A 3575-nucleotide genomic window follows, 5' to 3' on the forward strand; every position below is an offset into this window, starting at 1 on the left:
ATTTAGTCCGATAAAATATTAACTTTAAATAAAAAGGAGTTATTAAATGAAATATGATCCTCGCTTAAAAACATGGGTTGAAGATAATTTTGACCATGAAGCAAATTTTAAAAAACAAATGGATTACATTAATTATAAAGATCTTGAAAAGCAACTGAATGAAAACGTAGATTACCATGCCTTATTAGATCAAAGTGAAGCTGTTATTTTTCTGAAAGAATTAGGGGGTAATATTAAATCATTTATAAATTATAATGTATTTCCAGTCACTGATGTCTTGTCAAATTTTGCTGGAAATATAAAAGATACGCCTGGGATTTTTACAGTGGCAAAACATTTCAAGCCTATAAATATTGGGATTTTTACGCAATATAATAAATGAACTTAAAGGAAAGGGGATAAAAGCTATAGAATATTTGGGAAAAAATGGCACAAGATATATAAAACTCACTGACACGCCAGGCGTCAGACGATATTTGAATGCTACAAGATATCTTATCAATAATAAAAAAATAATGGAGGTTGGGGTCGGTTCTGTAGCTATGGAAAGTAGTATTGTTAAAGGGGCTAGGTTTGGTGTTATATATTCTGCTGCGTATAGATCTATTGAATTGATGTTTAAGAGTGAGTATGATTTAACTAATTTTTTTGTTAATTTATCGATGGATATAGCGAAGATTATTGTTGCAACTATAATAGCAAAAGCAACAGTTGCAGCAGCAACTTCGTTTGTTGTTACTGCTGCTCTTAGTACTACTGCTATAGCTATCGGCGTTTTCATAATTGGGGCGCTTGTTGTTTGGGGGTTAATGTGGTTAGATGACGAATTTAAAATTAGTGAAACTATAATTAAGAGATTAAAAGAACATAAGGTAAAAACTCCTATAAGTACTTATCATCCAGATCAAATTTTCAATGCTTGGGGAAGGTATTATCGTGGGTAATAAAAACACTCCATCTAGAGTGAAAATATTTATTTCTGCATTAATATTTATGAGTGCTTCGGTTATTGGTGTGTTAGCGTCTACAATCGATTATCGAGGTTTTTTAGCCAGAAGCGATATTATTACATCTTCAACCATAAGTGCTTGGTTTATTTGGTGCAGCCCATTGTGTATGTATATATCCATATTGTTATTTAAGTCTTTTTTAAATAAAAATAAGATGTTTTTAAGTAATAAAAAAAAGATAAATTTAAGTAGTAGTAAAATTGGAGGGCTGGTTACCTTTATAGCGATATTTGGATTTGTTTTTTCTTTGTTTTTTTCTTTTTATGTTAATTTTAAACTAAAAAATGAAAATTATTTTCTATGTGATAAATCATCATGGATGGCAACTAATAAGTATGTAAAAAATATATCCTTATGCAAATAATCAATAAGCATAGCATTTTGCTATGCTTATTTTATTAATAGGTTCTGTCTTCCCATATACTATAGGCTGACGTGCCGGCTGTTATATGATTCCATGAAATTGATTTGTAATTTAGAAAAATCCTTTCATGTGGCATGGCATCGAAATTATTTACAGAATGTGGATATTCACAGGAAATGTCAGTGATAGTGGCTTCCGTGATTTTGACTTCATAGAATAATTCTAATTGCCCAGCTTGACTCGTTCTGTAAAAAACAAAAGTACCATTTAGAGATTCGTTGGAATCTATTGCCATCGCTAATAATGGTGATGATTTATCCACTGGTTTAATGAACTGTATTGGCTGATGGCTGACATTCTGTTGTCGCGTTATTGTATGGTTTAAACTCAGTACCTGTATTTGATCTTCGTGTCCATTTTGATACCTGTTTCCTATTGAGTCTGGAGTTGAACACCCCGCAGAAATTAGGCCTTGTTTTTTACCATTTAAAGATAAATAAATCATGTATGACATACAAATACCATCCTAGTTTTTATCATTCAATCTGATAGCTTAAGTTTAAAACCTAACATATAAATAAGAATAAAAAAAGACATATAAATATAAAAAAATATCCTTTTAATAGATTTATTATTAATAATTTTTATTAAGTATATATAAAAATTGCGATTTAACTTGCAGTTTTTATTTGATTATCGGCGGTGCAATGCTGTCTACAAGACATTACCACGGATTTAAGGCGTGAACAGAAATTACAACACAATAGCCTGCACTTACCATCTCGTTGAACAACTCAAAACACAATGTAATGCTCCGATAGGAAAACTTGACCTGGTTCACAATAATTCATAAAAATTAAAGAAAAAACAATTTAGTCCGATAAAATATTAACTTTAAATAAAAAGGAGTTATTAAATGAAATATGATCTTCGCTTAAGAACATGGGTTGAAGATGATTTTGACTATGAAGCAAATTTTAAAAAACAAATGGATTACATTAATTATAAAGATCTTGAAAAGCAACTGAATGAAAACGTAGATTACCATACCTTATTAGATCAAAGTGAAGCTGTTATTTTTCTGAAAGAATTAGGGAGTGATATTAAATCATTCCTAAATGATACTGTGTTTCCAGTCACTGATGTCTTATCAAATTTTGCCGGAAATATAAAAGATGCTCCAGGAGTTTTTAAAGTGGCAAAACATTTCAAACCTATAAACATTGGAATAGCCACACATATAATAAATGAATTAAAAGGAAAAGGAATAAAAGCGATAGGGTATTTAGGAAAAAATGGCGAAAGATATATAAAACTCACTGACACTCCAAGCGTCAGACGATATTTGAATGCTACAAGATATCTTATCAATAATAAAAAAATAATGGAGGTTGGCGTCGGTTCTGTCGCTATGGAAAGTAATATTTCTTCAGGTGCCAGGTTCGGCATTGTATTTTCTGCTGGATATAGAGCTGTTGAATTACTGCTTGAGGATGAATATAGCCTAACAGATTTTTTTGTTAATTTATCAATGGATATGGCGAAATTAATTGTAGCAACAACAATAGCTAAGCTTGCTGTTGGTGCAATAGTAACTTCACCAATTTTTGCTATTGGGGCTAGTGCTACCCTTGTAGCTATTGGTGTTTTCGCTCTTGGAATAGGTATTGCTGCAGTTTTATATTTGTTAGATGACCACTTTAAAATTAGTGAAACTATCATTAAAAAAATTAAAGAACATAAGATAAAAACACCTACACCTTACCACCCTGACCAATTTTTTAGTATGTGGGGTAGATATTCTCGTGGATAATGTGAGTAGATTAAAAGTATTTGTAGTCGCTGTAGCATTTATGTGCGTTGGTGCTCTTGGTTTAGTATCAATAAATGATTATAGAGGATTTTTAGCTAGAAATGACATTATTACCTTTTCAACAAAAAGCGCTTGGTTTATCTGGGTCAGCCCATTATGTATGTATTTTTCTTTATTGCTATTCCAGTACCTTATAACTAAAAAACAGGTGAATTTCAATAATAAAATAGGAAGTATATTTGGTTTTATCGCTGTAATAGGATTTATTTTTAATTTTTTTCTTTCTTTTTATGTTGATTTTAAATTAAAAAACGAAAATTACATTACATGTGATAAATCATCATGGATGGCCCCTAATAAATATGTAAAAGATATATCCCTATGTAAA

Annotated in this window: 6 protein-coding genes; 5 read left to right on the plus strand and 1 reads right to left on the minus strand. The window is 30.6% G+C overall.

Annotated elements, in window-relative coordinates; all coding sequences use genetic code 11:
- The first annotated feature begins 46 nt into the window (after positions 1–46).
- The 3 genes from IQ209_RS18520 to IQ209_RS17700 are packed head-to-tail and all read left to right on the plus strand — an operon-like array spanning position 47 to position 1374.
- A complete protein-coding gene (locus IQ209_RS18520; RefSeq protein WP_228005972.1) occupies positions 47–382 on the plus strand; it encodes a hypothetical protein in 336 nt (111 codons plus the stop codon).
- Complete coding sequence (locus IQ209_RS17695) at positions 354–944, plus strand: hypothetical protein (RefSeq protein ID WP_228005973.1); 591 nt, start codon at positions 354–356, stop codon at positions 942–944. Before IQ209_RS18520 ends, IQ209_RS17695 begins: the two co-directional genes overlap by 29 nt.
- Positions 937–1374 carry a DUF1240 domain-containing protein gene (locus tag IQ209_RS17700; protein WP_339378918.1) on the plus strand — a complete coding sequence of 146 codons (438 nt, stop codon included), beginning with the start codon at positions 937–939 and terminating at the stop codon, positions 1372–1374. The genes IQ209_RS17695 and IQ209_RS17700 overlap by 8 nt, the downstream gene beginning before the upstream one ends.
- A gap of 34 nt (positions 1375–1408) precedes the next feature.
- Here IQ209_RS17700 and IQ209_RS17705 read toward each other — a convergent pair whose 3' ends face one another.
- Positions 1409–1888: an Hcp family type VI secretion system effector gene (locus IQ209_RS17705; RefSeq protein WP_193852500.1), complete on the minus strand. Its 480-nt coding sequence runs from the start codon at positions 1886–1888 to the stop codon at positions 1409–1411.
- Positions 1889–2290: 402 nt separating this feature from the next.
- On the opposite strand from IQ209_RS17705, the gene IQ209_RS17710 reads away from it, so the two are divergent.
- The gene (locus tag IQ209_RS17710) at positions 2291–3187 is read left to right on the plus strand and encodes a hypothetical protein (RefSeq protein WP_193852501.1); all 897 of its coding nucleotides are present in this window, start codon (positions 2291–2293) and stop codon (positions 3185–3187) included.
- Between the two features lies 1 nt (position 3188).
- Positions 3189–3575 (plus strand): DUF1240 domain-containing protein (locus IQ209_RS17715; protein WP_339378919.1); only part of this gene is annotated, 387 nt, incomplete at its 3' end.

The organism is Xenorhabdus sp. BG5, from assembly GCF_015163665.1.
Classification (GTDB): Bacteria; Pseudomonadota; Gammaproteobacteria; order Enterobacterales; family Enterobacteriaceae; genus Xenorhabdus.